The 25,961-nt window shown below is 73.5% G+C and carries 23 protein-coding genes; 12 read left to right on the forward strand and 11 right to left on the reverse strand.

What is annotated here, in order from left to right; genetic code table 11:
- Window positions 1-61 precede the first annotated feature (61 nt).
- The 5 genes from ITJ64_RS07755 to ITJ64_RS07775 all read left to right on the forward strand — a co-directional run bounded on the left by ITJ64_RS07755 (window position 62) and on the right by ITJ64_RS07775 (window position 8,548).
- Window positions 62-3,424: a DUF5107 domain-containing protein gene (locus ITJ64_RS07755; protein WP_194680093.1), complete on the forward strand. Its 3,363-nt coding sequence runs from the start codon at window positions 62-64 to the stop codon at window positions 3,422-3,424.
- Window positions 3,425-3,584: 160 nt separating this feature from the next.
- Window positions 3,585-5,255 (forward strand): asparaginase domain-containing protein, encoded by a 1,671-nt coding sequence (locus ITJ64_RS19305; RefSeq protein WP_370545084.1) that lies wholly within the window; start codon window positions 3,585-3,587, stop codon window positions 5,253-5,255.
- A 58-nt stretch (window positions 5,256-5,313) separates the two neighbouring features.
- The gene (locus ITJ64_RS07765; protein WP_194680094.1) at window positions 5,314-6,381 is read left to right on the forward strand and encodes an LLM class flavin-dependent oxidoreductase; all 1,068 of its coding nucleotides are present in this window, start codon (window positions 5,314-5,316) and stop codon (window positions 6,379-6,381) included.
- 7 nt (window positions 6,382-6,388) lie between these two features.
- Complete coding sequence (locus ITJ64_RS07770; RefSeq protein WP_370545085.1) at window positions 6,389-7,735, forward strand: NtaA/DmoA family FMN-dependent monooxygenase; 1,347 nt, start codon at window positions 6,389-6,391, stop codon at window positions 7,733-7,735.
- A gap of 12 nt (window positions 7,736-7,747) precedes the next feature.
- Entirely contained in the window at window positions 7,748-8,548 is an 801-nt protein-coding gene (locus ITJ64_RS07775; RefSeq protein ID WP_194680095.1) for a GntR family transcriptional regulator, read from the forward strand.
- Window positions 8,549-8,554: 6 nt separating this feature from the next.
- On the opposite strand, the gene ITJ64_RS07780 is transcribed toward ITJ64_RS07775, so the two are convergent.
- Both ITJ64_RS07780 and ITJ64_RS07785 read right to left on the reverse strand, forming a co-directional pair.
- Window positions 8,555-9,766, reverse strand: coding sequence for an MFS transporter (locus tag ITJ64_RS07780; RefSeq protein ID WP_194680096.1), 1,212 nt, complete (start codon window positions 9,764-9,766; stop codon window positions 8,555-8,557).
- Between the two features lie 41 nt (window positions 9,767-9,807).
- The gene (locus ITJ64_RS07785; protein WP_194680097.1) at window positions 9,808-10,986 is read right to left on the reverse strand and encodes an ABC transporter substrate-binding protein; all 1,179 of its coding nucleotides are present in this window, start codon (window positions 10,984-10,986) and stop codon (window positions 9,808-9,810) included.
- A gap of 402 nt (window positions 10,987-11,388) precedes the next feature.
- Between ITJ64_RS07785 and ITJ64_RS07790 the strand changes: the two genes are divergently transcribed.
- Together ITJ64_RS07790 and ITJ64_RS07795 are read left to right on the forward strand one after the other, a co-directional pair.
- Window positions 11,389-11,931: an NADPH-dependent FMN reductase gene (locus ITJ64_RS07790; RefSeq protein ID WP_194680098.1), complete on the forward strand. Its 543-nt coding sequence runs from the start codon at window positions 11,389-11,391 to the stop codon at window positions 11,929-11,931.
- A gap of 16 nt (window positions 11,932-11,947) precedes the next feature.
- Window positions 11,948-12,517, forward strand: coding sequence for a flavin reductase family protein (locus ITJ64_RS07795; protein ID WP_194680099.1), 570 nt, complete (start codon window positions 11,948-11,950; stop codon window positions 12,515-12,517).
- A gap of 12 nt (window positions 12,518-12,529) precedes the next feature.
- On the opposite strand, the gene ITJ64_RS07800 is transcribed toward ITJ64_RS07795, so the two are convergent.
- Window positions 12,530-13,192 carry a metal-dependent transcriptional regulator gene (locus ITJ64_RS07800; RefSeq protein WP_194680100.1) on the reverse strand — a complete coding sequence of 221 codons (663 nt, stop codon included), beginning with the start codon at window positions 13,190-13,192 and terminating at the stop codon, window positions 12,530-12,532.
- A gap of 46 nt (window positions 13,193-13,238) precedes the next feature.
- Between ITJ64_RS07800 and ITJ64_RS07805 the strand changes: the two genes are divergently transcribed.
- The 3 genes from ITJ64_RS07805 (at window position 13,239) to ITJ64_RS07815 (ending at window position 15,345) form a co-directional block, all read left to right on the forward strand.
- Window positions 13,239-14,018: an enhanced serine sensitivity protein SseB C-terminal domain-containing protein gene (locus tag ITJ64_RS07805; protein WP_194680101.1), complete on the forward strand. Its 780-nt coding sequence runs from the start codon at window positions 13,239-13,241 to the stop codon at window positions 14,016-14,018.
- 118 nt (window positions 14,019-14,136) lie between these two features.
- Window positions 14,137-14,655, forward strand: coding sequence for a hypothetical protein (locus tag ITJ64_RS07810; RefSeq protein WP_194680102.1), 519 nt, complete (start codon window positions 14,137-14,139; stop codon window positions 14,653-14,655).
- Between the two features lie 105 nt (window positions 14,656-14,760).
- Window positions 14,761-15,345 (forward strand): hypothetical protein, encoded by a 585-nt coding sequence (locus tag ITJ64_RS07815; RefSeq protein ID WP_194680103.1) that lies wholly within the window; start codon window positions 14,761-14,763, stop codon window positions 15,343-15,345.
- Between the two features lie 119 nt (window positions 15,346-15,464).
- Here ITJ64_RS07815 and ITJ64_RS07820 read toward each other — a convergent pair whose 3' ends face one another.
- Window positions 15,465-16,178: a YitT family protein gene (locus tag ITJ64_RS07820; protein ID WP_370545086.1), complete on the reverse strand. Its 714-nt coding sequence runs from the start codon at window positions 16,176-16,178 to the stop codon at window positions 15,465-15,467.
- Window positions 16,175-17,290 (reverse strand): histidinol-phosphate transaminase, encoded by a 1,116-nt coding sequence (gene hisC, locus ITJ64_RS07825; RefSeq protein ID WP_194680104.1) that lies wholly within the window; start codon window positions 17,288-17,290, stop codon window positions 16,175-16,177. The genes ITJ64_RS07820 and hisC overlap by 4 nt, the downstream gene beginning before the upstream one ends.
- Before the next feature lie 89 nt (window positions 17,291-17,379).
- Here hisC and ITJ64_RS07830 point away from each other — a divergent pair, with 89 nt between their 5' ends.
- A complete protein-coding gene (locus ITJ64_RS07830; protein ID WP_194680105.1) occupies window positions 17,380-17,859 on the forward strand; it encodes an Lrp/AsnC family transcriptional regulator in 480 nt (159 codons plus the stop codon).
- Between the two features lie 104 nt (window positions 17,860-17,963).
- Here the strand turns inward: ITJ64_RS07830 and ITJ64_RS07835 are convergent, their stop codons facing one another.
- The 5 genes from ITJ64_RS07835 to ITJ64_RS07855 form a co-directional block, all read right to left on the reverse strand.
- Entirely contained in the window at window positions 17,964-19,283 is a 1,320-nt protein-coding gene (locus tag ITJ64_RS07835; RefSeq protein WP_194680106.1) for an SGNH/GDSL hydrolase family protein, read from the reverse strand.
- 76 nt (window positions 19,284-19,359) lie between these two features.
- Window positions 19,360-19,788 carry a PPOX class F420-dependent oxidoreductase gene (locus tag ITJ64_RS07840; RefSeq protein ID WP_194680107.1) on the reverse strand — a complete coding sequence of 143 codons (429 nt, stop codon included), beginning with the start codon at window positions 19,786-19,788 and terminating at the stop codon, window positions 19,360-19,362.
- Window positions 19,789-19,854: 66 nt separating this feature from the next.
- On the reverse strand, window positions 19,855-20,169 hold the full coding sequence (locus ITJ64_RS07845; protein WP_173182257.1) for a YbjQ family protein: 315 nt from the start codon (window positions 20,167-20,169) through the stop codon (window positions 19,855-19,857).
- 134 nt (window positions 20,170-20,303) lie between these two features.
- Window positions 20,304-21,914, reverse strand: a complete 1,611-nt coding sequence (locus ITJ64_RS07850) for an ATP-binding cassette domain-containing protein (RefSeq protein WP_194680108.1) — start codon at window positions 21,912-21,914, stop codon at window positions 20,304-20,306.
- A 259-nt stretch (window positions 21,915-22,173) separates the two neighbouring features.
- A complete protein-coding gene (locus ITJ64_RS07855; RefSeq protein WP_194680109.1) occupies window positions 22,174-23,358 on the reverse strand; it encodes a beta-propeller fold lactonase family protein in 1,185 nt (394 codons plus the stop codon).
- A gap of 62 nt (window positions 23,359-23,420) precedes the next feature.
- Here ITJ64_RS07855 and ITJ64_RS07860 point away from each other — a divergent pair, with 62 nt between their 5' ends.
- On the forward strand, window positions 23,421-24,929 hold the full coding sequence (locus ITJ64_RS07860) for an Nramp family divalent metal transporter (RefSeq protein ID WP_370545088.1): 1,509 nt from the start codon (window positions 23,421-23,423) through the stop codon (window positions 24,927-24,929).
- A gap of 75 nt (window positions 24,930-25,004) precedes the next feature.
- Here the strand turns inward: ITJ64_RS07860 and ITJ64_RS07865 are convergent, their stop codons facing one another.
- Window positions 25,005-25,820: a trans-aconitate 2-methyltransferase gene (locus tag ITJ64_RS07865; protein ID WP_194680110.1), complete on the reverse strand. Its 816-nt coding sequence runs from the start codon at window positions 25,818-25,820 to the stop codon at window positions 25,005-25,007.
- Window positions 25,821-25,961: the final 141 nt, after the last annotated feature.

A 25,961-nucleotide genomic window follows, 5' to 3' on the forward strand; every position in this document is an offset into this window, starting at 1 on the left:
CCAGGTTCATCGGGAAGGCCACTATGGCGCGCACCGGCCCGCGCTCCCTAACCTCGACGCTGTGACGAAAGCCGACGACGCCCTCAGTCTGATCGACCTGCCCGCTGCGCCGCCCGAGCAGCAGGCCCTCATCGACCAGGGCGGGGTCGCCTGCTGGACGAGCGAGATCGAGATCGACAGCTACGAGCCGGGCGAGCCCGACCGCTATCCGCTCTTCCTCGACCGGCGGGTCTACCAGGGGTCCAGCGGCAAGGTCTACCCGATCCCGTTCGTCGACAGCGTCGCCGCGCAGAAGACGCCCCGTCGGTGGCGGGCGATCCACCTCGAGAACCGCTGGGTGCGGCTGATGCTCCTGCCCGAGATCGGCGGGCGCATCCACATCGGCTACGACAAGACCCGCGGCTACGACTTCTTCTACCGCAACAACGTCATCAAGCCCGCTCTCGTGGGCCTCGCGGGCCCGTGGATCTCGGGCGGCGTCGAGTTCAACTGGCCGCAGCACCACCGCCCGGCCACCTTCCTCCCGGTCGAGACGAGCATCGAGCGCGCCTGCCCCGGCGACGTGACGGTGTGGCACAGCGACCTCGATCCCCTGCAGCGGATGCGCGGCGACCACGGTGTGCGGCTGCGGGGCGACAGCGCCGCCATCGAGGTCGCGGCACGACTGCACAACCGCACCGACGAGCCCCAGACCTTCCTCTGGTGGGCCAACGTCGCGGCCCGCTCGCACGACGACTACCAGTCGTTCTTCCCGACCGACGTGCGCTTTGTGGCCGACCACGCCCGGCGCGCCATCACGGCGTTCCCGCGGGCCGATCGGCCCTACTACGGGGTCGACTACCCCGCGCTGGCGGACGCCGAGCAGCCTGATGCCGACCGGATCGACTTCTACGGCAACATCCCGGTGCCGACCTCGTACATGGTCACCGACACCGAGCAGGGCTTCTTCGGCGGCTACGACCACCGCGAGCGCGCCGGCTTCGTGCACTGGGCCGACCGCTCGATCTCGCCGGGCAAGAAGCAGTGGACCTGGGGCGACGGGCCGATCGGTCACGCATGGGACGCCCAGCTGACCGACTCCGACGGGCCGTACGTCGAGCTGATGGCCGGGGTGTTCACCGACAACCAGCCCGACTTCAGCTACCTCGCGCCCGGGGAGACCCGCACGTTCAGCCAGTACTGGTTCCCGATCCAGGAGATCGGCCCGGCGCACCAGGCGACGAAGGAGCTCGCCGTGCGGCTCGACGTCGACGGCCCCGAGGTGCGGGTGGGCGTGGCGAGCGCGGTGCGGCTCGTCGACGCGCGGCTGGTGCTCGAGCGCGCGGCGGAGGGCGCCGAGGGAAGCGCGCCCGCGGTCGTCGCCGAGTGGACGATCACGGTGGGGCCGGGGGAGCCCTTCCTCGCCGTGCACCCGGTCGCAGCCCAGGGAGGGGCCCTGACCCTGCGCGTGCTGCGCGGCGACGAGGAGCTGATCGCGTTCGCGTCCGGTGCGGCCGACGCCGAGGGTGCCGACGACGACCGGCCCGAGCCGTGGGCGGCCACCGAGCCGCCGCAGCCCGGCGAGATCGAGAGCGTCGACGAGCTCTACCTCACCGGCGTGCACCTTCAGCAGAACCGCCACCCGACCCGCTCGGCGGTGCCGTACTTCGAGGAGGTGCTGCGGCGTGATCCCGGCGACTCCCGGGCGTCCGTCGCCCTCGGCGCCGTCGCCTACCGTCGCGGCGAGTACGACGCCGCGCGATCGCACCTCGAGCGCGCCCTCGAGCGCCTCACCCGCCGCAACCTCAACCCCGCGAGCGGCGAGGCGAGCTACCGGCTGGGGCTCGTGCTCGAGCGTCAGGGCGAGCTCGGGGCCGCCGCCGTGCACGTCGGCAAGGCCGGATGGGATGCGGCGTGGGCGCTGCCCTCCGAGCTCGCGCTGTCCCGCATCGCGCTCCGCGAGGGGCGGGGTGAGGATGCTCTGCGGCACGCCCGCGCGGCAGAGGCGCACGACGCCTCGAACCCCGACGCGGCGCACCTGGCGATCCTGGCCCTGCGCGCGCTCGGCCGTGACACCGAAGCCGCCTCCGCGCTCGCCGCCCGCCGGGAGTCGGATCCTCTGGACGCGGTCGCCGCGGTGCTCGCCGGCCTGGAGCAGGGCGAGGTCGCCGGGTTCGCCGACCCGAAGACCGTCCTGACGGTCGCCGTCGACCTGGCCCGCCGCGGGCAGTGGCGCGCGGCGCTCGCCGCGACCGAGGCGCTCGCCGCATCAGCCGGGGGCGCGGGAGGTTCTCGCGGCCACGCCTTCGGCAACCCCGTCCCCGTCGCGCACTACCTCCGGGCGACCTGGTGGGAGGCCCTCGGGGAGCCGGAGCGCGCCGCCGCCGAGCGCCGTGCCGCGCGCGCCGCCGACTCCGCCCTCGCGTTCCCCTTCGGTCTCGACGAGCACGACGCCCTCCGCGCGGCGATCGCCGCCGACGCGACCGACCCCGTCGCCCCGGCCCTGCTCGGGTCGTGGCTGCTCGACGCCGGACGCACCGAGGACGCCCTCGCAGCCCTGCGCGACGCCCTCGCGCTCGGCAGCACCGATCCGGTGGCCTGGCGGAACGCGGCGATCGCGACCGTGAACACCGGCGGCTCCGGCGACGCGGCCGACGAGCTGCTCGCGCGGGCCCTCGAGCTGAGCCCCGCCGACCCGCGCCTGGTCTTCGAACGGGACGTGCTGGCGCGCATCCGGGGCATCGGGCCCGCGGAACGACTGCAGGAACTCGACCGGCACGGCCTCCCGGTCGTGCTGCGCCGCGACGACCTCACGGTCAACCACCTCGAACTGCTCGTCGCCACCGGCAGCCCCGACGACGCGCTCGTCGTGCTCGCCACGCGCACCTTCCGGCCGTTCGAGGGCGGCGAGGGCCGGGTGATCGCCGTGTACGACGCCGCCACGATGGAGGTGGCGAGGCGGATGCTCGAGCAGCAGCCGCGCGAGGCGGCCGAGCTCCTGCGCTCCGGCGTCGCCGTCCCCGCCAACCTGGGGGAGGGACGCCACCCGGCCGACAGTCTGGCCGAGCGCTTCGTGCTCCTCGGCGACGCCCTGGAGCGGGCCGGGGAGACCGAGCCGGCCCTTGCCGCCTGGCGCCGGGCCCGGGACGGCGCCGGCGCCCTCGCGGTCGCACCGCGCCCGGCGGAGCCCGCCGACTACTGGGTCGGCGTCGCCCACCTGCGCCTCGGCGAGCCCGACGCCGCGGAGCGCGTCTGGACGGCCCTCGAGGAGCGCGCCGCCGCGGTCGAACGCGAGAAGGACGCCGTCGACTACTTCGCGACGTCGCTGCCCGAGCTGCTGCTGTTCGACGTCGACACCGAGGCCTCCCGCCTCGCCCTCGCCGCCCGGCTGCGCGAGCTTGCGCAGCGCGGCCGGACGGCGGCCTCCGTGCCGACCCGGGCCTGAGCCCGAGCGGGGTGGGGGGCACCGGCGCCGACCGGCGCAGCCCTGCCCCGGGGCGGTCGCGCCCCCGTGATCCCGGGCCGCGCCGCCGGCCCAGGGTGGCGAAGCGCGGCCAACACACGGCCGCAACGCGGGTGAAACAGGGGCGTCCTACTCTTCGAGCGTGACCTTCTCACCCGCCTCCCGCGCCTCCGTGGTGATCTTCTCGGGGCCCCGCGCCACCATCCAGAACAGTGCAGCGCTGCGCACGAGCCAGTCGGTGCGCCAGGCGCGCGGGCTCGCCGGCGCCGATGCGAGCCTGCCCGAGTCGCTGCGCGCCCAGCAGCTGGCCGCGCCGGTGACCGCGTACGTCAAGGCCTTCTCCGCGCATCCGCTCGAGAAAGACGCTCAGGAGCTGTACGGCCCGGTCGACGGCTGGCTCGACCCGGCGTCGGGCGAGTTCAGCGCCGACGCGCGCGACGGCTGGACCCCCGTCTACGAGGTCACCCTGGACCCCGCGAAGGGCCCGTTCCCGCTGCCCTACGCGGCGACCCAGGCGAACGGCGAGCCGTGGGACGGCCCGTTCGACGACAACGGCACCGCCCGGCAGCTGTTCTACCCCGACGCCTCGCGCATCGTGGCCGAGATCGACCGTTTCGGCCTCGACGGCTACGGCGGCAACAACCTGATGAGCGGCGTGGCCGACTTCGACTTCGTGCGGGCGGCGCCCTCGGGCGGCTACACGAAGGGGCAGCCGGCGGCCGAGCGCACCGACTCCGCGCTCCTCGGAAGCGAGCACGGCGACCTGCCGCCCGAGGTGCTCGGCGAGGACTTCTTCCCCTACATGCCGATGCGCCAGGAGCCCGCGCTGCCGACGCTCGCCGCCCTGACGAACATCGTCTACGACACCCTGACGAACGGTGACTACGACGGCGCCATCTGGCTCGAGGGCAGCCCCACCACCGAGGAGACGGTCTACTGGTTGAACCTCGTCATCCCCACCCGCCGCCCGCTGATCGGCAACTGCTCGCAGTACGGCCACGGCGTCTTCGGCAACGACGGCGACCACAACCTCGTGCAGTCGGTCAACTACATCGCCTCGGGCGTCTGGGCCGACGAGCAGGGCGACGACCGGGTCGGCGCCGTGATGATCCAGAACGGCCAGGTCTTCACCAGCCGCGAGGTGCAGAAGGCGGATGCCCGTCCCGGCGGCTACATCGCCTACGGCGGCCACGGCGGCATCGTGGGCAACACGGTCGAGGACCCGGTGCTCTCCTTCGTGCCGGTCGCCCGCCACACGTCCACCTCGGCGCTCCGCCTCGACCGGCTTCCGGATGCCGTGACCGGCCTCCACGGCGACGCCGTCGTGACCCGTGACGACGCCGGGCACCTCCGGCCCGAGGCGATGCCCAAGGTGACCATCGCCCGCTACGTCAACTACGGGCAGGACGACTTCAGCGACAGCGCCGACAGCGAGGTCGAGATCCTCGCCCGGATCGAGAAGAACCTGCGCGACCATCCGCTCTCCGGTCTCGTGGCCGAGGGCTCGGCGCCCTACGGCGGCGTCTACGAGTCGATGCGGGCGTCGCTGCTGAAGGGCGTCTTCCGAGGGATGCCCGTGGTGGCGGTCGGCCGCGGCGGAGGCGGCTACGCGTTCGGGCAGTCGACGATCGGCGGACTGTTCATCCGGGGCAGCAACCTCTCGGCGCCGAAGGCCCGCATCCTGCTGATGGCGTGCCTGCTGAAGTTCGGGGCGCTGCCGCTGCCGGCCGACCCGGAGGCGCCGACGCCGGCCGAGCTCGACGCCATCCGCTCCGCGGTGGCCGAGTACCAGACCATCTTCGACACCCACTAGCCGTGCCGGCGGCCGAGCCGCCCAGCCCATCGTCAGCACCCAGAACAGGAGCACCACCATGGTCAGCTACGGCGTCTTCCTCCCCGTCGGCAACAACGGCTGGATCCTCTCCACCACCTCGCCCCAGTACGAGCCGACCTTCGCCCTGCAGCGCAGCATCGTCGAGAAGGCCGAGCACTACGGCCTCGACTTCGCCCTCGCCATGCTGAAGTACCGCGGCTACGGCGGTGAGACCCAGCACTGGAACCACACGATCGACCCGATGACCCTGATGGCCGCGCTCGCCCCGATCACCAGCAGGATCAAGCTCTACGCCACCGTCTCCCCCCTCAGCTACAACCCGATCGTGGTGGCGAAGATGGCCCAGCTGATCGACGAGGTCTCCGGCGGCCGCTTCGGCATCAACCTCGTGGCCGGCTGGAACCGCAGCGAGTATGCCCAGATGGGCGCCTGGCGCGGCGACGACTACTACGGCTACCGGTACGACTACCTCAGCGAGTTCACCCAGATCCTGCTCACCGCGTGGGAGACCGGCCGCGTCACCTTCCACGGCGAGTACTTCGACATCGAGGACTGCGAGGTGCTGCCCACTCCCGTCGGGCACATCGACCTCATCTCGGCCGGCTCCTCGCCGCGCGGCCGCCGCTTCGTGGCCGAGTACGCCGACTACCACTTCGGCTCGGGCCAGAGCGCCGAGGAGGTGGCCGCCTCGAACGCCCACCTCGCGGCCGAGAGCGAGAGCCTCGGCCGCACGCCCGGCTCCTTCGCCACGACCCTCGTCGTGATGGGCGACACGGATGCCGATGCGGCCCGCAGGGTCGAGCTCTACCAGCGCGGGGTCGACCGGGGTGCGGTGGAGGGCATGGTGCGCGAGTACTCCAACGACACCAGCACCGACGGCTCGAGCGCGGCGGTCGCCGCGAGCCACCGCGCCGACGTCTCGCCGTTCTACGGCGGGCGCGCCCTCGTCGGCTCGCCGCAGACGGTGGCCGACCACCTCAACGCCATCGCGGCGGTGCCCGGGACTGCGGGCACAATGCTCACCTTCGACGACTTCGAGGAGGGCCTCGACCGCTTCGGCACCGAGGTCATGCCGCTGCTCGACCACCTGCCGACGAAAGGCTGACCCGCCCGTGCCCTACCAGATGAGCCTCGCCCTCGACCTCTCGTTCTCGCACCACCAGGGCCGCTGGCGGCTGCCCGGCTCGTGGGAGGGCCGCACCTTCCCCGACCTGCGGATGTACACCGAGCTGCTGCTCGCCGCCGAGCGCGGCTGCCTCGACATGGTGTTCTTCGGCGACGGCTCCGGCATCCCCTCCACCTATGGCGACTCGATCGACGCGGCCGTTGAGTGGGGCATCGGCTACCCGCGCCAGGACATGAGCCCGTTCATCGCGGCCCTCGCGCAGCAGACGCAGCACATCGGCTTCGGGCTGACCTACTCGTCGACCTTCATGCATCCGTTCTACGTCGCCCGGCTGCTGAACTCGCTCGACCTCGTCACCCAGGGCCGGATGGCGTTCAACGTGGTGGCCTCCAGCCGGGGAGCGGATGCGGCCAACTACGGCTTCGACGCCCTGATGGACCACGACGCCCGCTACCGCCGGATGGAGGAGTTCGTCACCGTCTGCCAGGAGCTCTGGCGGAGCGTCGACCGCGACGCCTTCGTCTGGGACAAGGAGACGGGGATGGTCGCCGAGCCCGGCCGCATCCGGCCGATCGATCACGCGGGGGAGTTCTTCCAGGTGAAGGGGCCGCTGAACTCGGTGCCGAGCCCGCAGCAGGCGCCCGTGCTGATCCAGGCGGGCGGGTCGCCGCGGGGCATCCGGGCCTCGTCGGGCTTCGCCGACGTGGTGTTCGGCGGCGCCTTCGACAACGGCGACCGCGCGAGGCATCGCGCCGCGCTCGACGAGGCGCTGCTCGAGCAGGGGCGCGACCCGTCGCGGGTCGGCATCCTCTGGGACCTGCAGCTGATCGTCGGCGAGACCACCGACGACGCGCTCCGCCGCAAGCGGCAGCTCGCCGACCTCCTGCCGCCCGAGGCCGCCGCGGCGCAGTTCGCCAACAACACCGGCTACGACTTCGCCAAGCTGCCGGCCCGGTTCACGCTGACCGAGCTGACGGCCGAGGTGATCGCGAAGCAGGCCAGCCCGATGGGCTTCCGCGACCTCGTGAACGAGCACGGCGCCGACACCGAGCTGAGCCGGGAGGAGTTCTTCGACTCGCTCTGGAAGGTCGCCACCGGCTACGAGCACACGGTCGCCGGGAGCGCGGCCGAGGTGGCCGACTACCTCGAGGAGTCGTACGAGGCCACCGGCAGCCGGGGCGGCTTCATGGTCGCGCATCCGCAGGTCACGCCCCGCGACCTGATCGACGTGGTGGGGCTGCTCGTGCCCGAGCTGCAGCGGCGCGGACGGTTCCGCACCCGCTACGACGGCACGACCCTCCGCGACACCCTCGGGGTGCCCGCCTTCGCGTGAGAGTCTGAGACCGTGAGCCCCGAGAACCCGACCGGCCGCCCCGCCGGACCGCCGCGGCGGCGCAGCTTCACCGAGGACAAGATCCTCGACCTCGGCCAGCACCGCCGGCAGGACGAGGCGCGGCGCCTGCGCGACCTCGTCTCGGCCTTCGTGCTCTCGGGCGCGACCGACGGGGAGCGGCTGCCGAGCGACGAGGAGATCGCCCGCGAGTTCTCGTGCACCCGCAACACGGCCCGCATCGCGATGCAGATGCTCGTGCAGGAGAACACCATCGGCCGCACCGCCGGCCAGGGCACCTACGCGAACCCGCGCCCGCTGACCTGGCGCACCGACCGGCTGCTCGATCAGCTGAAAATCGATCCGGCGCCGCTCGACCACGACTACGTGCTGATCGGCTGGCGCGAGACCACCGCGGTGCCGACTCCGATGGCTGCCCTGTTCGACGAGACGGTCGACCGGATGGCCGTGTTCGAGCGGGTCATCCTCTACAAGGGGCGGGCCGGTTCGCTGCGCACCTACTACCTGCCGCTGCGTCCCGGCGACGAGTTCGGGCGGGCCGACGCGAACGACGACGTGTTCGAGATCATCGAGAGCCGGTTCGGGCATGAGCGGCTGACGGCCGACCGCCAGATCAGCGCCATCTCGGCCGACCTCTCGGCCGCCGAGCTGCTCGCGACCGAGGTGGGCACGCCGCTGCTGTTCATCGAGACGACCGTGCGGGAGCCGGGCGGTACCGTGGTGATGATCTACCACGGGCGGCAGCGCTCCGATCAGGTGCGGATCGCGCTGGAGCCGTCGCGCGGCGACCTGTAGGGCCGGTCACGGCGTGCCGGGGCGGCGGGCCACCGCGGGCGCGAGCAGCACGAGCGCCGCGACGAGCACCGCCGCGATGACCGAGACCGCCGCGAGGGCGCCCGCCGCGTCGGCGAGCGCGAACACCGCGAGCGGACCCACCGCCGCGCCGACGTCGCCGGCGGTGCGCGTGAGCCCCACCACCGCGCCCGCCGCCGCCGGCTCGAAGCGCTCGCCGGTGACGACGTTCGGCACCACCCCGGCGACGCTGGTCGAGACGTAGTAGACGACGATCACGGCGCCGAAGGCGAGCGGCGCGTTCACGATCGGGAAGAGCATCAGGGCCCCCGCCCCCACGAGCGCCGAGGGCAGCAGCACGCTCAAGCGTGCGCCCCGGTCGACGACCCGGCCCACCACGGGCAGGGCGGCGATGCTGATGAGCGTGCCGGCGGCCATCGCGACGCCGAGGGTCAGCGGCGTGAGTCCGCCGGTGTCGTACGCGAGCACCGGGATCAGTCCCTGCTCGCCGGCGAAGCGGGCCAGGAAGGTGGCGAACGAGACCGCCACGAGCCCCACGACGAGGGCGCCGGCGCCGGTGGGGAGACGGCGGCGCGGACGGGAGGCGGCGGCGCGAGCATCCGTCGTCTCGTCGCCCGCATCGGGGGCGGAGGGCTTCGGCGCGAAGGCCGCCCAGTAGTGCGTCGCCGGCCGCGCGAGGTCGACGACGAGGCAGGCGACGAGCGGCAGCACCGCCACCGCGAAGGCCCCGGCCACCCCCAGCACCGTGACCGCGGCGCCGCCGAGCAAGGCGCCGACGGCGGATCCGCTCATCATCACCACGGTCGCCGTCGACATGGTGCGGCCCCGGCGCTCGGGCGGGGCACCCGCGACGAGCACCGAGAAGCCGATCGTCACGGCCGCCCCGCCGAGCACGCCCGCCACCAGCCGGGCGACCAGCAGTAGCGGCTCGCTCGGCAGCAGCCCGGTCACCGCGGTGACCAGCGCGAGCAGCACCGAGACGAGCTGCAGGAAGCGCCGCGGCGGCACCCGCCGGAGCGCCAGCCCGGCCGGCACGTTCGCGATCACGCGGCCGATCGCGAACGCCGCGATCAGCAGCCCGATGCTGCCCGTGCCGATGCCGAAGCGCTCGACCAGCAGCGGCAGGGCCGGCACGATGACGCCCCAGGTCATCTGCGCCGACGCGATGAACGCGCAGACGAGGATCGCCTGCGCGTTCATGCCCAGCGGGCGCCCCGCGAGGGGGCCGGGGGTGCGGTCGGTCAGTCGGTCATCCCGATCGTCGTGTCGAGGAACTCGTTCGTCACGAGGTCGGCCGGGGTGAGACCGTCGGCGGGGGTGACTCCCTGCGTCGTGTAGACCGGGATCACCTTGTCCATCAGGTCCTGCACGCGGGCCTCGTCGAAGTCGCCGAGGGTGTCGTTGTCGCCGTTGCCCGAGATGCCGTCCTCGATCATCGTCTTCACCGCGTAGTCGGCGACGCCCTGCGAGTAGACCCAGCCGGTGTCGTACTGCTCCGCCAGGTCGAGGATCAGCGCGTTGGCCTCAGCGGGATCGGCGAAGTAGTCGACCTCCGCCTGCTGCAGCACCGGCACGATGGCCTTCAGGCACTCGGACTGCTCGGTGACGTCGGCCGAGCGCACGACCACCGGGTCCTGGTAGGGCCGGAAGCCGAGGTCGTCGATGAGCTGGTAGGCCACGGGCTTCATCCAGTTCTCCACCTCGTTCTCGTAGATGTAGGGCTCGGCCGAAGCGTAGCCCTGCTGCGCGTCCTTGCCATCGGCGGCCACGAAGTTGGCCGGGGTGCCGTCGTACGAGGCGTCGGTCTGCTCAGCGGGGATGACGCCCGCCGAGGTCAGGTACTGCATGTAGGCGGTGTCGGCGAAGTAGCGGATGATCGCCCCCGACTCCACCAGCTCGGGCACGGTCGTGACGTCGGGGTAGGTCTCCGGGTCCCACATGATCATCAGCGGGCTGATGTCGTGCGAGGCGAACACGGCCGTCGTGGGCATCTCGGCCGACTGCGCGATCGACTCGTCGGTCGAGACGTAGCCGAGCAGGATGTCGGGGTCGGTGTACATCAGGCTCGACACGGGCTGGAACCCCGTCGCCGGGCCGCCCGCCCGGATCTCGACGTCGACGCCGGTGTACTCGCCCGCCGAGTAGAGGGGGCCCGAGACCGACTTGGCGGTCGTGTCGATCACCGGGTCGGGGCCGAGCAGCTCGTAGAGGTGGCCGTGCTCGGCCTCCGGGTTCCAGCCCGTCTGGATGACGACGGTCGCCGGGCAGACGCCCGACAGGTCGACGTCGCCGACGGCGGCCGCCGGCGTGGAGCCGCCGGACTCCTCGGCCGAGCTGCCGGAGCTGCAGGCGCTGAGAGCCAGAGCCGTCACGGCGACGAGGCCGACGGCTGAGGCGAGGCGGGGAACGGATCGGGGCATGGCGTCTCCATCTGTCGAAGGGCGCTCCGGTGGGGCGGAGGCGCGGGAATGGTGCAGGTGGTGCGAGCGGAGCCAGTCTGTCCTGCCGTCGTTGCACCGGTGTTTCGGCACCGCGAAGGATCGATTGCGCCACTTCCTCCGCGCCAGAACGCGCGGCGGGCGAGCGGCTGCGCCACCGTCGGCGCCGGCCCGGCGAGCGGATGCGCATCCGCTCTCTGACGGATTGTTACTGGCGAAATACGCCCGAAACCTCGGGTGCCGATACTGGAAGGGCAACGTAAGCCGTTGCGGGCCCACCGAGCCACAAGACCTCGGTGGAGTGTTGAGCGAAGTGGATGTCTCGCGCTGCGGCTCGCGTCACCGCTTCCTCATTTCCTGTCAATCGGTATGAAGTGAGAAGCAATGGCACTGAAGGTCACCATCGTCGTCGGCAACCCGAAGCCGCGCTCGCGCACGCTCAAGGTCGCCGAGACCCTGGTCGAGAAGCTGCTCGTGCCGGGATCGTACGAGCTCGAGATCATCGACCTCGCCGATCACACGGGCGAGATCTTCGCGTGGCCCTCCGAGACGATGGCCGCCCTGAACGAGCGGGTCGCCGCGAGCGACCTGGCCGTGTTCGCGTCGCCGACCTACAAGGCGACGTACACGGGGCTCCTCAAGGCGTTCCTCGACCGCTATCCCGCGAACGGCCTCGCGGGGGTGACGGCGATCCCGGTGCACACCGGGGGCGACCTCACCCACGCCATGGGCCCGACCGTGAACCTCGCACCGCTGCTCGTCGAGCTCGGTGCGGTGGTTCCGGGGCGCGGGTTCTACTTCGTCGCCGGCCAGATGGACCATCTCGACGAGATCGTGTCCCAGGCCGCGGCGGAGTATGCGCGGAACCTCGCGCGGCTGGCCGTGGTGGCCGGCGCCGCCGCTTCTTCCTCTGCACCGGTTGCGTGACCGCAAGGAGACGGACATGACCATCGCACCAGACCGCGCGCTCTCGGGCGCCGCACCGGACATCGCCTCGGGCGGCGCCCCGGGCCTCGCCCCGGCGGCCATCGACCCGCGGGTGTTCCGCGACACGCTCGGGCACTACGCCTCGGGCATCACCATCATCGGCGGCATCGAGGACGGCGCCCCCGTCGGCTTCACCTGCCAGTCGTTCTACTCGGTCTCGACCGAGCCCCCGCTGGTGTCGTTCAGCGTGATGACGACGTCGACGACCTACCCGCGCATCCGCTCGACCGGCCGCTTCTCGGTGAACGTGCTCTCGCACCACCAGCACACCGTGTCGAACCAGTTCGCGCGCTCGGGCACCGACAAGTGGGCGGGCATCGACTGGTCGCCCGCCGCCTCGGGCAACCCCGTGATCGCCGACACCCTGATGTGGCTCGACTGCGACATCTGGGCCGAGCACGAGGCGGGCGACCACCTGATCGTGATCGGGCGGGTGAACGAGATGAGCCCGGCGTCGTGGCACAGGCACGACCCGCTGCTGTACTTCAAGGGGAAGTACCGGCACCTTCGGGAGGTGGAGGGGTAGAGGTTCGCGCGTCTACGCCGTCAGCCAGATGGCGTCGAGGGCGTCGGCCGGGACTTCGGTTCGGGCCGACGCCGTCGTCGTCGCGTCCAACTGCTGCAGCGTGACGGCCGGCTCGGTCGCCACCCGCACCGCGGTGCCCGGCCCGATGCCCTCGGCCGCGAGCGAGCGCAGCAGCGCCGGGTCGCGGTCGCTGATGCGCACGACCCGCCCCTCGTGGCCCGCGGGCGCGTCGGCCAGCAGCAGCGCGTCGAAGCTCGGCACGGTGCCCCTCGCCGTGGGGATCGGGTCGCCGTGCGGATCCTGCAGCGGATGCCCGAGCCGCTCGTCGATCGCTTCCAGCAGCCGCTCGCTGATCGCGTGCTCGAGCACCTCGGCCTCGTCGTGCACCTCGTCCCAGCCGAAGCCCATCTCGCGCACCAGCCAGGTCTCGATCAGCCGGTGCCGGCGCACCACGCCCATCGCGCGCAGCCGGCCCTCGGCCGTGAGGGTGAGCGGTCCGTAGGGCACGTGGGTGAGCATCCCGCCCGCCGCCAGCTTCTTCACCATCTCGGTCACCGAAGACGGCGCGACCCCGAGCCGGCCCGCCAGCACCGAGGGGCTGATCGGCACGGGCTGCCACTCGGTGTGGGCGTAGATGGCCTTGAGGTAGTTCTCGGTGGCCGTGTCCTGGCTCATGATGCGTCAAGCCTAGCGAGCGGATGCCCGGGGATACGCTCGGGGGATGAGCGCTGCATCTCCCTCACCTTCGTCGTCCTCGTCGTCTCTGGAGGAGCTGCTGCAGGCCGCGGCCACCGACCGGGGTGCCGCGCCGGCGTTCGTGGAGGCGCTGCGGGAGAGCACGGTGATCGTGCCGGGACGGGCATCCGATGATCGCACCGTCACACTGGCCGATCTGCGGGGCCCCGACGGGCGCTCGGTGCAGCCGTTCTACACCTCGGAGGAGCGGCTGCGCGAGACGCTCGAGGCCGTGCCGGGGTTCGAGCGGGCGTTCCTCGGGATGCCGTGCCGGGCGCTCTGGGAGATGACGCGCGGGGCGACTCTCGTGCTGAACCCGCACTCGCCGTACGGCAAGGAGTTCCTGCCGGGGGAGATCGGGCAGCTGCTCGACGGGGCCGCGGCGCTGACACCGCGAGAGGTTCCGGCCGGCACGCGGGTGCTCGTGGGGGAGCCGGCGCAGGTGCCGCCGGGCATGACGGACGCGCTCGCCGCGGTGTTCGCGGGGCATCCGGACGTCTCGGAGGCGGTGCTCGGGTGGACGGTCACGCCGCCCTCGGACTCGAGCTACCTGCTCGTCGTCGTGGGGCCGCCGTCGCTGCGCTCCTCGCTGGCGGCCGACCTCGGCCGGGCGCTCGCGACGTTCTCGACGGCGGCGCCGGTCGACGTACTCTACGCGTCGCCGGGGGCGCGGCACCTGCTGCACGGGGTGGCGCCCTTCTACCGCGCCGCCGCCCGCCCCGCCCCCGGCCCCCGCCCCCGCCGCGGCCTCTTCGGGCGCCGCTGACCGTGGCCGCGTGTGGCACCTGGGTACCGCGGCTGCAGTAGCCGACCCGGTCCCTCAGGACGATCCGCCGCTCGCTCGCACGCGGAAGTCTGGACCCATGCCTCCGAAAGGACTCCCCATGGCCGCCTCGCTCGCCACCGCCACCGCCACCACCGCCCCCACCGCCACCGCGCCGCCCGTAGCCACCGCGCCGACCCTCGTCTGGACGTCGCCCGAAACGAAGCTCTGGGTTGCGACCCTGTCCGGAGAGTTCGCCGGCTACGTCGAGTTCACCGCCGGCCACTACGAGGTCACCGACGCCACCGGCCACCCCCGCCCGCCCCACCCCACCCTCCGCGCGGCCCAGTCCTCCCTCACCCCACCCCCCACCGCTTCCGACGTGCCCCCCACCACCAATGCGACGATGCTCGCCACCGCCGACGCTGTCACTGCGACCAGCGATGTCGCCACCGACGCCGACGCAGCAGCCACCGCCTTCGCGGTCGCCACCCGCATGCCCGGCGCATCCGGCCACCTATCCGGCCACGTATCCGGCCTTGGCCCGGCGCTCACGCCAGCGCTCGCGGCGACCGCTATCGCCCTCGCGGGCGCGGCCCTCGGTACCCTCGCGCTGGCCCTCAACGTGCTCGCCCTCTGACGGAGCCACCCGCAGACCCACCGCACCACGCCGAGCCCTCGCCGAGTTATCCACAGATCCCACCGCGCCTCCCCACGCGCCCGGCCGCCCTGCCACCATCGCCGGATGCCCCACCCGGTCCTCCACGCCTGGATCGACGAGAGCATGCGAACTGTCGGCGTCCCCCGCCCCTCCTACCTCCTGGGCGGCCTCCTGACCGACCCCACCCTCTGCGACCCCTACCGCGCCGAGCTCACCCGGCTCCGCACCACCGGCGTCAAACTCCATTGGCGCGACCTCGACTCTCGTCACCGGCGTCGCGCCGTAGAGGTGTTGGCGGGCTTCCGAGCGGAGTTCATGGTCGTCGTCGCAGCGCCGATGGACCTTCGTAAGCAGGAGCGGGCGAGGGCGATCTGTCTCGAGCGACTGGCATGGGAGCTGCAGCAGCGCGGTGTCGCCAGGGCGTTCCTCGAGGCCAGGTCGACCAGGCTCATGCGCAAGGACGACCAGACGATCGAGTACCTCCGCGGTCGGCGTTCCATCGAGCCGGGCATCCGTATCGAGCATCGGCTGCCGAGCGCCGAGCCGATGCTCTGGGCCGCCGACATCGCCCTGGGGGTCGTCGGGGAGCAGCTGGCCGGTGATCGCCGGATGGTCGACTCCCTGGACGGTCTCTCCGACCGGGTCTCGATCGTGCAGATCGATCTCTAGAAAGCGCGAAAGCCGGGTCCCGTCAAAGGGCGGGGATGCCGGCTTTTACTTCTCGACCTCCCAGCAGGAGCGAGCGGGTTCACTGTACCCGAAACGGACGCGAAAGAGAAGAGGAATGCTCAGGCTCCCGTGTAGCGGCCCGGGCGGTGGTTGAGGGCCAGCACGAGGTTGAGGAGGATCGCGCCCGCCGCCGAGAGGAGGACGGTGAGCGGCGGCACGACCGCGAAGGCGCAGACGACGACCGCGACGTCGAGCGCCATCTGCACGTACCCCGCGCGCCACCCGAGCTTGTCCTGCGCGATCAGCGCGAGGATGTTGAACCCGCCGAGGCTCGAGCGGTGCCGGAACAGCACGAGGAGCCCGATGCCCGCGAGCAGGTTCCCGGCCAGCACCGCGTACACCGGGTCGAGCCGGTCGACGACGAGGGCGAGCGGGTTCAGCAGCGAGAACGCCGAGAGCAGGGCGACGCTCGCGATCGAGCGGAGGGTGAAGGAGAGCCCCTTCATCCACAGCGCGAGCCCGAAGAACGGCACGTTCAGCAGGAAGAACACGACCCCGAACGGCAGTGGCACGACGTAGCTCAGCAGCAGCGCCAGCCCCGCGGTGCCGCCGGTCACCGCCCCGCTCGACTTCAGCAGGAAGAGACCGAGCGAGGCCGTGAACGTCCCGGTCAGCACCCCGAGCACGTCCTCCGCGAACGAGTGGCGCAACGGGTTGCGCGTGGCCGCCGCCGGGCCGGCAGAGGCAGAGGCGGCGGGGTCGGCGCCGTGAGGGGCGGGCGAGGGCGCGGCCGAGGGGTCGGATGCTCGCCCCGCACGATCGAGCGAGGTCACGCGAAGACCTCCGACGTGGGCAGCGCGGCACCCGGAGCCACCCCGGCCAGCACCGCCACCACCCGATCGGTGGCCGACGCGTCGGCGATCGAGATGCGCACCCCGTCGCCGGGATACCCCCGCACGAGGATGTGGTTCGCCGCCAGCAGGTCGACGAGGGCCTCGCGGTCGGCATCGGGCATCCGGAGCCAGACGAAGTTGGCGCTGCTGTCGGGTACGACCCAGCCCTGCGCGCGAAGGGCCGCCGTCAGACGCGAGCGCTCGGCCACGACCTCGGCGACCCGCAGGCGCATCTCGGCCGCCGCCGCCGGCTCGAGCGACGCGAGGGCGGCGCGCTGCGCGAGGGCGCTGACGGCGAAGGGCAGCCCGGTGCGGCGCAGTCCGTCGGCCACGACGGGTGCGGCGATCGCGTAGCCGACCCGCAGCCCGGCCAGCCCGTAGGCCTTCGAGAACGTGCGCAGGATGCAGATGTTCGGATGCCGCCGGAAGAGCGCCACCGAGTCGACCGCTCCGGAGCCCGAGTACTCGATGTACGCCTCGTCGATCACCACGAGCACGTCGCTCGGCACCCGCGCGAGGAACGCGTCGAGCTCGGCGGCATCGAGCGGCACGCCCGTGGGGTTGTTCGGCGTGCAGAGCAGCACGACCCGCGTGCGCGGCGTGACGGCGGCCGCCATCGCCTCGAGATCGTGCGCCTCGTCGGCCCGCAGCGGCACCGCGACCGGCACCGCGCCCGCGAGCCGCGCCAGGATCGGATACGCCTCGAACGACCGCCACGCGAACACCACCTCGTCGCCCGGGTCGCACAGCGACGCGAGGATCTGCTGCAGCACCCCCGTGCTCCCCGCCCCCACCACGGTCTCCTCGACGCTCACGCCGAACAGCTCGGCCAGCCGCTCGCGCAGTGCGGTCGCGGCCGTGTCGGGGTAGCGGTTCACCGCCGCGCTCGAGTGCGCCAGCACCTCGAGCACCGCCGACAGCGGCGGGTGGTGGCTCTCGTTCGAGGCGAGGGCGGCGGTGAGCTCGTGCTCGGCGCGGCGTCCGGCAACGTAGGCGGGCAGCGCGAGCACGGCGTCGCGGGGGCGCGGGGCGCGGGCGGGGGTTTCGGGCATGAGCCCAGTCTGAGAACGGATGCGCAGCGGCGCAATCGCCTCGGCCTCCGTTGAGCATCCTGTGCATTCTGCGCGTTCTGGGTGACAGAATGACCAGCGTGAACCTCCTCGACGACCTCGACGCCCGCATCCTGCTCGCCCTCGACGAGAACCCGGATGCGACCGTGATGCACCTCGCCCAGACCCTCGGCGTCGCGCGCAACACCGTGCACGCGCGCCTGCGCCGCATGACGGAGGGCGGCGCGCTCGGCTCGTTCAGCAAGCGGATCGCGCCGGCGGCACTCGGCTATCCGCTCGTGGCCTTCGTCTGGATCGCGATCAGCCAGGCCTCGGACAGCGCGGCGATGGCGAGCCTCGCGGAGATCCCCGAGATCGTCGAGATGCACGCCACCACCGGCGACGCCGACCTGCTCGCGAAGGTCGTCGCGCGCGACCCGCAGCACCTGCACAGCCTGACCAGCCGGATGCTGCGCATCGACGGCGTCATGCGCACGAGCACGGCGCTGTCGCTCGTGGAGGCGATGCCGCACCGCGTCCGCGGCCTCCTCGAGGGCGTCGCGCGGGAGTAGGCGGGGCGGCGTGGGCGCGGCCGGCCGGTTGGGCGCGGGCGCCCGGGATCGCAGGCCGAGCGGCCGGGCCAGCGGATCACCGCGCGCCGCGGCGGGAGCGGGGGCTAGGGGCGGGGACGGGCCGCGTGGGGGCGGCGGGCGGCGGCGGCTGCCGCGAGGGCGCCTGCGGCGAGCACCGCGAGGGCGGCGAGCACCAGCGGCAGGGGGTCGCGGCCCGTCGCCGCGAGGGCGGGATGCAGGGCGTCGGCGCCCGGATCCGCGCCCGAAGGCGCCCCGACCGAGGGGCCGGCGGACGACGTCGGCGCCGGAGCAGCCGACGAGGGCGCCGCGGGTGACGGCGACGGCGCGGGCGACGGCGCGGGCGACGGCGCGGGCGACGGCGCGGTCGGCCCGACCGCCTCCGCGACCGCCGCCCCCACCTCCGTCGCCAGGAACCCCACCCCGGCTGCATTCGGATGCAGCGCCCCCAGCGCCACCGACAGCCCGTCGACGCCCGACGGCGTTCCGGCGCCGACGGTGAGCGTCACCCCGTCGATGTACGGATCGGTCGTCGAGCACGCCGAGTGGCTCTCCGTCGCGGCGAGGGTCGAGACGTAGGTGGCGCCGGCCCCCTCGGCCGCCGCCCGGATCGCCGCGTCCAGCCGCACCTCCGTCTCGTGCAGGTACCCGGTGTCGACGTCGGTGAACGGGAACGCGTTGGCGGGGAAGGTGCTCCCGCCGGTGACGAGAGGCGTGAAGCATCCGCCCGCCGGCACGTTCGCCACGTCGGGCGCGATCGACGGATACCCGACCACCACCACCCGCGCGTTCGGCGCCTTCGCGGCGATCAGCGCGAAGGTCTGCGCGAGCGCCGGCGCCACCGTGCCGTCGAGCTTCGCCTTCAGCGTGTCGACCTCGAACTCGCCCGAGCCCTCCACGTAGAGCGCGCGGCAGTTCGGCAGGTCGAGGGCGAGCAGCGGCCCCTCCGCCGACTGGGCGAGGCACGCGGTGGCGACGGTCGAGAAGCCGAGGTCGTTGCCGCCGATCGTCACGGTCACCACGTCGGTGTCGGCGCTGAGCGCCTCCGACTGCACGGGCGCCGTGCCGGCCCCGGTGATCGTCGTCTGCGGCGTGTCCCGGATGTTCGCCGTCACCGCCCCGCTGCACGTCCGGTCGGTCAGCGCGAGGCCGAGCGCATCCGCCACCAGGTGCGGGTAGTTCGCGACCGCCTGGTAGCAGCCCGCCGCCGGCTCGTCGCTGAACGGCACGAGCCCGAAACCGGCCGAGTACGAGTCGCCGAGGGCCACGTACTGCACGGGGTCGGCGACGGATGCGCGGCCCGCCCCGTGCGCCGAAGCCGCCTGGGCGCCGAGCGCCAGGGATCCGACGACGAGGGGCAGGGCGGCGGCGGCCGCGACGATGCGGCGGAGACGGGGCGAGGGCACGCCATCACGGTAGCCGCCCTCGTTCGCCGGCGGAAGGAGCTCGTCGGCCGCATGGGTGCGGCGAGCATCCGCGTGACTAGTCGGCCAGCAGGCCCGACTGCATCACGCGCTCGACGTCGATCGCGATGACCACGCGCTGCGGGTTCTCGCGCGGCTGGCGGTAGCGGCCGGCGTAGCGCTCGACGGCGTCGGCCACGGCGTCGGGCTCCTCGAGGATGCGCGCGGTGCCGGCGAGCGTGATCCAGCGGGCGCCGTCGACCTGGCAGACGCTCGCGCGCCCGTCGCGGCGCACGTTCAGCACCTTCTGCGACGGCCCGTTCGTGATGATGCGCACGGTGCCGATGGAGCCCCCCGGCCCCGCCTCGGCGCCGGCCTCGGCCCGCGGCTCGAACGTGAAGCCCACGGGCACCACGTGCGGGAACCCGTCGGGCAGCAGCGTCGTCAGCGTCGCGAGATGGCGCACGGTCACGAACTCGAGGGCGGCGGCGTTCAGCGGTGCGGTCACCCGATCAGCCTAGTTCGGCCCGCCGACCACCCGCCCGCCGAGCGGATGCCCGCCCCTGCGACCTCGTCAGGCCAGCGTGACGGCCGTGCCGTACGCCACGACCTCCTGCGCGTTCTGCCCGACCTCGCTCGCGTCGAAGCGCATGGCGATAACGGCGTCGGCGCCGAGGGCTGTGGCGGCCTCGATCAGCCGCTGCTTCGCCTCCTCGCGGCTCTGCATGAGCTGCTTCGTCAGCCCGGCGAGCTCGCCGCCCACGAGCGCCTTCAGCCCGGCGCCGAACTGCACCCCCGCGTTCCGCGACCGCACCGTCAGCCCCGTCACTTCCCCCAGCACCCCGGTGATCTGGCGGCCGGGCACATCGTTCATCGTCGAGATCAGCATGGCGCGATCATGGCAGACATCGCCCCGGCCGCGCGTCCCCCGTGCGCCACCCCCGTCCCGAAACCGAACCGGGCCGTGCTGGGCCGGGCACCGGGCGGCCGCTCAGGGTGTCGGCCCGGGCACCGGGCGGCCGCTCAGGGTGTCGGCCCGTCGAGGGTCAGCCGCGCATCCAGCCCCAGGCGGTCGAGGAACAGCTCGTCGTGGCTCACGACGACGAGGCCGCCCCGCCACGCGCGGAGCACGTCGACGAGATGGTCGGTCGTCGCCAGGTCGAGGTCGTTGGTCGGCTCGTCGAGCACGAGCAGCTGCGGCACGGGGCGGGCGAGCACGAGGCCGGCGAGCGCGACCCGGAACCGCTCGCCGCCCGACAGCGTGCGCGTCGGCCGGGTCACCACCTCGCCGCGCACCAGCAGGCGGGCGAGCGCGTCCCGAAGCTCGCGGGCGGTGGCGGTCGGGGCTTCGCGGGCGATGTGCTCGAGCACGGTGCGATCGTCGCCGAGTCGGCCGTCGCGGTGCTGGGGCAGCCAGCCGATGCGGTCGGTGAACGCCGTCGCGCCGGTGTCGGGGAGGGGATGCGCCCGCCGGCCGTCCGCGCCGACGAGCTGTTCGAGCAGGGTGGTCTTGCCCGTGCCGTTCGCGCCGACGACCGCGAGGCGTTCGGGCCACTGGAGCACGGTCGGTCGGCCCCGCACGGTGAACTCCGCGAGCCGTCGCGCGGCGGGCACCCCCGGGTCGGGGAGGTCGATCTTCACGTCGTCGTCGTGCCGCACCCGTCCGGAGGCCGCGTCGACCAGCTCCCGGGCCCGCGCCTCGGCGTCGGCGTGGCCCGACCTCAGCTTTCCGGCCGTCGTCTCGGCGCGGTTGCGCCGGCCGTTGGCGAGGATCTTCGGCATCGATCCGGCGGATCTCTCGCCCGCCTTCGCGCGCCGGGCGATCGTGGTCTCGGCCTCCACCCTTCGTCGGCGCTCGGAGCGGAGCACCTGCTCGGCGGCGCGGAGGTCGCGCTCCGCGGCCGCGTGCTCGACGTCGAGACGGCTCTCGAAGGCCGACCAGGTGCCGCCGAAGGTGCGCAGCGACCCGTCCCGCAGCTCGGCGATCTCGTCGACGTGCTCGAGCAGCTCCCGGTCGTGGCTCACGACGACGAGCACGCCCGGCCACCGGTCGACGAGATCGAGCAGCCTCTCCCGGGAGCGCCGGTCGAGGTTGTTCGTGGGCTCGTCGAGCACCGCGACCGGGTGACCGCGCAGCTTCACGCCGGTGACGGCCGCGAGCACCGCCTGCCCGCCGGAGAGGGTCGCGACCGGTCGCCGCAGCTCGTCGACGGTGAGGTCGAGGCCGGCCTCGCCGAGCGCGGCGACGGCCCGGGTGTCGACGTCCCAGTCGTCCTCGAGGGCGTCGAGGTGCCGCGGATCGGTGTCGCCCGCGAGCACGGCCTGCAGGGCGTCGAGGCGCTCCCGCACGCCGAGCAGGTCGGCGACGGTGTCGTCGGGGCCCCGCGCGAAGCGCTGCGGCAACAGGTCGACGGTGCCGGTCGTCGAGACGCTGCCCCCGGTGGGCCGGAGCTCGTCGGTGACGAGCCGCACCAGCGTTGATTTGCCGGCGCCGTTCGCGCCGACGAGGCCGGTGCGGCGGCGCCCGAAGGCCGCGGTGACGTGATCGAGCACGACCGACCCGTCGGGCCAGGCGAACGAGCAGTCGGTGAGGACGATGGACGGTGTGCTGAGGGTGCTGGAGGGGTTGGGCATTGCGCTCCCGGTGGTCGCGTCGGCGCACGACGACGACCGGGCTCCGGCAGGAGGGGCGGGAGCGCGGGCCCCGCCCGGTCAGCGGGCGGCGGCGGACGGCGTCAGTGCGAGGGCAGCTGCTGCGTCGTGGACGCAGTACCGGTGACGTTGCGCAAGAGCCGATCTTCCGTGCGGGGAGCCCCCGTGTCCGCGAGCCGTCCGGTCGGCCGGTGTGGTGGCCGCACCGACGTCGCGGCCCGCGACGAGGTAGACCTCGATGCTAGGCGCGGGCGGGTTCCGCCGCAAGCACGGTGGGCGAGCCGAGGGGGAGGCGGGCGACGATTTGCGTGGGCAGGCCGTCGGGGGAGAGGGCGTGGGTGGTGAGCTCGTCGGAGTCCTGGTGGGCGACGTGCAGGCGGTCGCCGTCGATGAGGTGGTGGCGGGGGGTGCGTCCGCCGCTCGGTACCTGGGCGACCGGGCGCAGCGCGGGGCCGTCGAGCTCGAGCGTGGCGAGGAGGTCGCTGCCGCGTACGCCGACGTAGACGTGCCGGGCGTCGGGGGAGAGGGCGATCTCGGCGGCGCTGTCGCCGGGCGTGGGGCCGTCGGCGAGCACGGGCACCATCCCCGCCAGACGGTAGGGGGCGCCGGGCGCGGTCGTCGGCTCGAGCACCGCCACCTCCACCGAGTACTCGGTCACCACGAGCAGGCGCCCGTCGGGGGTGCGGACGAGGTGGCGGGGCCCGGATCCGAGCGGGAGCACCACCTCGCCGAGCGGCGAGAGCGACCCCGGGCCGGCGGCATCCGGGGCGGCCGGGCCTGCGGTCGGTGCGGCGGCAGCGCCCGGGGCATCGGCATCCGAGGCCGAAGCCGTGCCCGCCGCGACCGCGGGCGGCGACCACGCCCAGAAGCGCACGAGGTCGTAGCCGAGGTCGGTGGTGGCGAGCATCCGGGAGCCGTCGGCCAGCGGATCGAGCACGAGCGTCATGTGCGCCTGACTGCGCGGTGCGGCCCCGGTGTGCCCGTCGACGGCCGGGCGCGAGGCGGCGTACGGGTCGGACGCGGCCGCAGCGAGCACCGGCGAGCCGAGCCGCCCCGCCCCGTCCAGCGGATAGATCAGCACCCGCCCGTCCCCCCAGCACGTCGCCGCCACGAACCCGCCGTCGGGGTCGACCGCAACGTGGCACACGGCGGGCCCGGCCGGCTGCGATCCGAGCGACGTCAGCGCGGCGCCCGAGACGGCGAACGCCGAGACCGTCGAGCGGCTCTCGTCCGCGGTGTACAGCACCGCGAGCGACGGATGCGCGACCGCGAAGCTCGGCGACGCCGTCGTGTGGGCGGTCCCGGCCACCGCGTGCCCGCCCGAGTCGTCGCGCGTGAGCGGCGTCAAGCCGAGGCCGCGCCCCGGGAACTCGGCGGTGTACGACCCCGCCCAGAGCAGGGACGGGGCGGCGTGGTCGTCGGTCATCTCCTCATTCTGTCGTGACGCGACCCCTGGGCGCCGGGGGCTTGACGTGCTAATTTTTCGGCATGCCTAAAAATGTGGACGAGGCCGAGCGGGCAGCGACGCCCGAGGGCCCGCCCCGTGCATCCGCCCCCCGCCCCCGCTGGTGGCACCCGCTGGCGATGCTCGGGCCGGCGTTCGTCGCCTCGATCGCCTACGTCGACCCCGGCAACGTCGCCGCGAACCTCACCTCGGGCGCGCAGTACGGCTACCTGCTCGTGTGGGTGCTGGTGCTGGCGAACCTGATGGCGATGCTGATCCAGTACCAGTCGGCGAAGCTCGGCATCGTCACGGGGCGCACGCTGCCCGAGCACGTGGGGGCGCGCATCCGTCGCTGGCCCCGGCGCGCGTACTGGCTGCAGGCCGAGCTGGTGGCCGCCGCGACCGACATCGCCGAGGTGATCGGCGGGGCGATCGCGCTGAACCTGCTGTTCGGGCTGCCGCTCGTGCTCGGCGGGCTGATCGTCGGCGTGGTGTCGATGGGGCTGCTGCTCGTGCAGTCGTCGCGGCGGCAGCGCACCTTCGAGTTCGTGATCATCGGGATGCTCGCCGTCATCGTCGTCGGCTTCCTCGCCGGCACGGTCGTCTCCCCGGTCAGCTGGCCCGACGCCGCCGCCGGCCTGGTGCCGCGCTTCGAGGGCACCGGAACCGTGCTGCTCGCCGCCAGCATGCTCGGTGCCACGGTGATGCCGCACGCGATCTACCTGCACTCGGCCCTCGCCCGCGACCGCCACCACGCCGAGTGGGCGCGGGTGGCCGAACGCACCGACTTCACTGCTCAAGATGCCCGTCCCGCGTCGCCGGCCGCCCCCACCCCCGCCGCCCCGTCCGACGAGGCAGCCGACCCCCGCCGCGCTGCCGACCCCCGTCGCGCTGCCGACCCCCGTCGCGCTGCCGACCCCCGTCGCGCTGCCGACCCCCGCCGCGCGACCGACTGTGTCGCCGCCGATCCCCGCCCGCACGGCGCCGACGTCTCGCGGCTGCGCACCCTCCTCCGCGCCACGCGCACCGACGTGCTGATCGCGCTGCTGCTCGCCGGCGTCGTCAACATCGCGATGCTGCTGCTGGCCGCCGCGAGCCTCCGCGGAGTCGCCGGCACCGACACCATCCCCGGGGCGTACGACGCCATCCGCGCGGCACTCGGCCCCGTGATCGCGACCATCTTCGCGATCGGCCTGCTCGCGTCGGGCCTCGCGTCCACCAGCGTCGGAGCGTATGCGGGCTCGGTGATCATGAAGGGGCTGCTGACGATCCGGGTGCCGATCCTGCTGCGCCGCGCGGTGACGTTGATCCCGGCGCTCGCGGTGCTGGCGGCCGGCATCGACCCGACCTGGGCGCTGGTGCTCAGTCAGGTGCTGCTGTCGGTGGGCATCCCCTTCGCGTTGATCCCGCTCATCCGTCTCACCGGGGATCGCCGCGTGATGGGCGGCTTCGTCGACCGGATGCCCGTGCGCATCGCCGCGTGGACCGTCGCCGCCCTCATCGTCGCCCTCAACGTGGTGCTCATCGTGCTCACCCTCACGGGCGCGGGCTGAGCGCAGCCGGGGTAGCGCAAAGGGCCCTCCCCGCGGCCACGAAGGGCCGTTTGCGCGACCGCGCGAAGGCGCGGGTCAGGTGCGCGCGACCTCGAGGCGCAGCTGCTGGAAGCGGAAGACGTGGTCGGAGCCCGCGACCTCGGCGTAGGCAGCCGTCACCTCGCGCACGAAGGCGGGCCGCGCGTCGGCCGGGAGGTGCTCGGTCCAGGCCGTGAAGCCCACAGTGCACCAGGCCTCGAACGCCGGCGCGGTGCCGAAGTCCCACGCGAGGTCGCTCACCTCCGCGCCCGAGACGGCGAGCCCGGCGCCGGCCGCGAGCGCGCGCCATTCCGACGCCGTGCGGTGCACGTGCGGCGCGTCGACGCCGGCGAAGTGCGACCCCCACGCCGGACCGGTCGCCACCCTCTGGGCCACGTCCTCGAGCGAGGGCCGCGCGCCCTCCGAGACGAACTGCGCCACGAGCCGCCCGCCGGGTCGCAGCGCGTCGCGCAGGTGCGCCAGCGCGGCGGCCGAGTCGCGCACCCAGTGCAGCGCGTTCAGCGAGACCGCGAGGTCGAACGGATCCTCGGCGACGAACGTCGTGACGTCTCCCGCCTGGAACACGACGCCGGGAGCACCCGACGACGAGGCCCCCTCGACCGCCACACCCGACGACGACGACGAGGCCTTCGACACCATCAGCGGCGACGGGTCGAACCCCAGCACGTCACCGACCCACGGCAGCGCGGCGATCATCCGCGTCACGACCCCGTCGCCGCACCCCGCGTCGACCACCCGGGCCGCCCGACCGCCCGTGCCCGCGACCGGCCGCAGCGCCTCGGCGAACCGCCGCCCGAGCTCGTGCTGCAGGGTGGCGACCTCGGCGTAGCGCTCGCCGTCCCATCCGGGCATCGGCACCTCCTGGGTCTCGCGGGTCGGGCTACCGACACCCTCGCACGCACCCCCGACACGGGCAACCGCGGGCGGCGACGGATGCGCGGGCCGGCCCATCGCGGTCGGCGACCCCGCCCCCGCGGGCCGGGCGAGCGGATG

This window comes from Herbiconiux sp. VKM Ac-1786 (assembly GCF_015350805.1).
In the GTDB taxonomy this organism is placed as follows: domain Bacteria; phylum Actinomycetota; class Actinomycetes; order Actinomycetales; family Microbacteriaceae; genus Herbiconiux.

What these genes read in the sequence shown, in the direction of transcription:
- ITJ64_RS07795 (WP_194680099.1), top strand. Translation starts at nt 11,948, where the DNA reads ATGACCATCGCACCAGACCGCGCGCTCTCGGGCGCCGCACCGGACATC.
- ITJ64_RS07845 (WP_173182257.1), bottom strand. Translation starts at nt 20,169, where the DNA reads ATGCTGATCTCGACGATGAACGATGTGCCCGGCCGCCAGATCACCGGG.
- ITJ64_RS07865 (WP_194680110.1), bottom strand. Translation starts at nt 25,820, where the DNA reads ATGCCCGGATGGGACGGCGAGCGCTACGCCGAGGTCGCCACCCTGCAG.
- ITJ64_RS07830 (WP_194680105.1), top strand. Translation starts at nt 17,380, where the DNA reads ATGACCAGCGTGAACCTCCTCGACGACCTCGACGCCCGCATCCTGCTC.
- ITJ64_RS07810 (WP_194680102.1), top strand. Translation starts at nt 14,137, where the DNA reads ATGGCCGCCTCGCTCGCCACCGCCACCGCCACCACCGCCCCCACCGCC.
- ITJ64_RS07855 (WP_194680109.1), bottom strand. Translation starts at nt 23,358, where the DNA reads ATGACCGACGACCACGCCGCCCCGTCCCTGCTCTGGGCGGGGTCGTAC.
- ITJ64_RS07780 (WP_194680096.1), bottom strand. Translation starts at nt 9,766, where the DNA reads ATGAACGCGCAGGCGATCCTCGTCTGCGCGTTCATCGCGTCGGCGCAG.
- ITJ64_RS07785 (WP_194680097.1), bottom strand. Translation starts at nt 10,986, where the DNA reads ATGCCCCGATCCGTTCCCCGCCTCGCCTCAGCCGTCGGCCTCGTCGCC.
- hisC (WP_194680104.1), bottom strand. Translation starts at nt 17,290, where the DNA reads ATGCCCGAAACCCCCGCCCGCGCCCCGCGCCCCCGCGACGCCGTGCTC.
- ITJ64_RS07860 (WP_370545088.1), top strand. Translation starts at nt 23,421, where the DNA reads ATGCCTAAAAATGTGGACGAGGCCGAGCGGGCAGCGACGCCCGAGGGC.
- ITJ64_RS07805 (WP_194680101.1), top strand. Translation starts at nt 13,239, where the DNA reads ATGAGCGCTGCATCTCCCTCACCTTCGTCGTCCTCGTCGTCTCTGGAG.
- ITJ64_RS07850 (WP_194680108.1), bottom strand. Translation starts at nt 21,914, where the DNA reads ATGCCCAACCCCTCCAGCACCCTCAGCACACCGTCCATCGTCCTCACC.
- ITJ64_RS07800 (WP_194680100.1), bottom strand. Translation starts at nt 13,192, where the DNA reads ATGAGCCAGGACACGGCCACCGAGAACTACCTCAAGGCCATCTACGCC.
- ITJ64_RS07765 (WP_194680094.1), top strand. Translation starts at nt 5,314, where the DNA reads ATGGTCAGCTACGGCGTCTTCCTCCCCGTCGGCAACAACGGCTGGATC.
- ITJ64_RS07815 (WP_194680103.1), top strand. Translation starts at nt 14,761, where the DNA reads ATGCCCCACCCGGTCCTCCACGCCTGGATCGACGAGAGCATGCGAACT.
- ITJ64_RS07790 (WP_194680098.1), top strand. Translation starts at nt 11,389, where the DNA reads ATGGCACTGAAGGTCACCATCGTCGTCGGCAACCCGAAGCCGCGCTCG.